Origin of the sequence: Zavarzinia sp. (genome assembly GCF_041650655.1) — a bacterium.
Classification (GTDB): domain Bacteria; phylum Pseudomonadota; class Alphaproteobacteria; order Zavarziniales; family Zavarziniaceae; genus Zavarzinia.
On the sequence record NZ_JBAZKR010000280.1, the window covers coordinates 1 to 2,584 of the forward strand.

4 protein-coding genes are annotated in these 2,584 nt (G+C 65.2%); 3 read left to right on the forward strand and 1 reads right to left on the reverse strand.

Annotated elements, in window-relative coordinates:
• The coding region (locus tag WC493_RS23575; RefSeq protein ID WP_373069152.1) for an AsmA family protein at positions 1-671 on the reverse strand (671 nt) is incomplete at its 3' end.
• 65 nt (positions 672-736) lie between these two features.
• Between WC493_RS23575 and WC493_RS23580 the strand changes: the two genes are divergently transcribed.
• The 3 genes from WC493_RS23580 to WC493_RS23590 form a co-directional block, all read left to right on the forward strand.
• The gene (locus WC493_RS23580) at positions 737-994 is read left to right on the forward strand and encodes a DUF1289 domain-containing protein (protein ID WP_373069154.1); all 258 of its coding nucleotides are present in this window, start codon (positions 737-739) and stop codon (positions 992-994) included.
• Positions 995-1,144: 150 nt separating this feature from the next.
• On the forward strand, positions 1,145-2,320 hold the full coding sequence (locus WC493_RS23585) for a hypothetical protein (RefSeq protein ID WP_373069156.1): 1,176 nt from the start codon (positions 1,145-1,147) through the stop codon (positions 2,318-2,320).
• Positions 2,321-2,415: 95 nt separating this feature from the next.
• The coding region (locus tag WC493_RS23590) for a DnaJ domain-containing protein (RefSeq protein WP_373069158.1) at positions 2,416-2,584 on the forward strand (169 nt) is incomplete at its 3' end.

Below are 2,584 nucleotides of genomic sequence, written 5' to 3' on the forward strand. Positions count from 1 at the left end.
AGCGCGAGCCTCGGCGCTTCGAGCTTCACCTCGAAGGCATCGGTTCCGCTCTTGCCTTTCGCCGCGAGCGACAAGGCGTCGATCGCCAGGGTTTGCGCGGCGCTGTCGGCCTGCACGCGCCCGGTGGCGAAATCGAGATCGGACAAGGCCGTGGTGCTGCCGCTCTTCTCGTCACGCCAGGTGAGCTGCGCGTTCGCTATCCTGATGCCGGCGACGTCGATCTTCAGCGGCGCGCCCGGCGTCTTGCCGGCGCCGACTTCCTGCTTGCCGGCCTTGGCGCCCGACAGGTCGGCGATGTTCAGCGTGCCGTCCTTGTGCTTCACCAGCGTCGCCTTGAAGCCGGCGACCTCGACGCGTTGCACCTGCACCTGCTTCGACAGCAGCGGCATCACGGCCACGGCGACGCGCGCCGAGTCGAGCGCGAGGAATTCCTCCTTGCCACCCGGTTCCGACAGCGTCAGGCGGCCGAGCCTGATACCGACGTCGGGCCAGAGCGAAAGTTCGAGCTTGCCGGGAATGTCGAGTTTGCGCTGCGTCTGCTCGAGCACGACGCGGCTCGCCTCGCCCTTGAGTTTTTCGCCGTCGAACAGCGCGTAGAGCAGGCCGACTGCACCCGCGAGCAGGGCAAGCACGACCCCTGCGACGATGCCGAAAATACGGAGTGCTTTCATGACGTTCAGTCCGGTCCGGTGAAATGCGCTAGATTGGCGAGATTATCAGAAGGAAAGGCCCTTGCATGAATTCCGGATCGCGTTTCGCCACGCCGATGCCGGTCCGCTCGCCCTGCGTCAAGGTTTGCGAAATCGACGCGGCAACGCAGCTGTGCCGCGGCTGCCGCCGCACGCAGGAAGAGCGCGACTGGTGGGTTGCCTATACCGACGAGCAGCAGCGGGAAGTGCTGCGGCGCTGCGAGCAGCGCCGCGAGGTTTTGGCGGCAGGGAAAGGCGAACTGGCGCCGAGTATGGGCGTCGTCGAGTCGCGCCGCAAGGGCTGAGCCGGCCGGGTACAGGAAATTGATGGCGTCTTAATCAAAGCTGATTGGTCAGGCAAGCGCCGTCCGTCTATTCTCCCCCGCACAAATCTTGGGGAGACGGACGTGGCGGCCGGAGTCAGCGCAAGAGCAGCAGTCCCATCGCGGCGAACCGTGCCGGCGCGCGTGGCGACCGGCCCGCGCGAGATCGTCACCGCCTTCCGCCCCATCCCGCTCGATGTGCCGGAGGGGATGAAGCCCAACGAGTTCTTCAACAGCGCCGAGAACCTCAAGGATCTGGTGCACAACAACGGCCTGCTGCAGAATCCCGAGGGCCTGCTGCTTTATCGCAAGGCGCTCGGCCACAGCAACGAGTTCGACGCCTCGATCATCTATAACACCTCGCAGAGCATCCTCGATCCGCTCGGCCGACCGGTGCGCCGCACGCAGTTGCCGGAGCCGGTGAAGAACGTCTGGAACCGCATGAACCAGATCGTCATCGACTACATGCTGGAGCGCTATCCCGATCCGGCGCGGCATCTGGTGCTGGCCGGCGAGGCCAGCCTCGACGCCACCTGGCCGCTGACCTCGCCCGGCGTGCCGAGCATCCGCATGCTGCACAACCATTTCATCGTCTTCGACCAGGCCGAATTGCGCGCCGCGCCGCTGGCCGACGCCGCCAATCCGAACCTGACCGACGGCGGCCAGCACTCGCTGTTCCAAGCCTACATGCACGAGGTCTATCGCGCCTTCTTCGAGGGGCTCGACCTGCAGATCCTGCGGCCGTGCGCGGAGGGCGCCAGCCGCATCGCGCTGACCGGCTACCCGCAGGGCCTGCCGAGCTGGGAGATCCGGGGCGGCGCGGCGGCGCTGAAGGAGGTGCGCTTCTGGAAGGAATACGACACCCTGCTCAAGGGCTTCATCGATTTCTATCGCAGCTTCTTCAGCCAGGTCTCGACGCGCAACGCGAGCATGCCGCGCGACATCAATTTTCCCGACCTGGTCGAAAACCGGCTGCAGTTCAACAACGATTTCCTCAAGACGGCGAAGATGGTGCGCGACCGCTGCATCGTCGACGCCAAGTATGCCAACGCGATCCGCTGGCAGCCGGCCTTCAAGCAGCTGATCTACCGCAACGACGAGGGCCGCCTGATCGTCACCATCAGCCAGAATTCGATCGGCAACGCGATCACCGAACTGCTCGGCGTGGTGGTCAATCGCAAGCCCGATGCCGAGGCTTACGGACGCGCCGAGCCGGCGCTGATCGCGCAACTGCTCGAAGTGCGCCGCCGCCTGGTCGAGGCCGACCTCGGCGAGGGGATCGCCACGCCCTGCTGGGCAGCCGGATAGCATGAAGGGCTTTTCTTAGTCCGCCGCAAGGGGCACAATCTTTAGGTATTGCCTAGCCCGCAAGGTTTGCGGATCGGAACGGCGAGCCCCGCATCATGAAATTCAAGGACTACTACGAGATTCTCGGCGTGCCGCGCAGCGCCACGCAGGACGAGGTCAAGCACGCCTATCGCAAGCTGGCGCGCAAGTACCATCCGGACGTCAGCAAGGACGCCGACGCCGAGGCGCGCTTCAAGGAGCTCGGCGAAGCCTATGCGGTGCTGA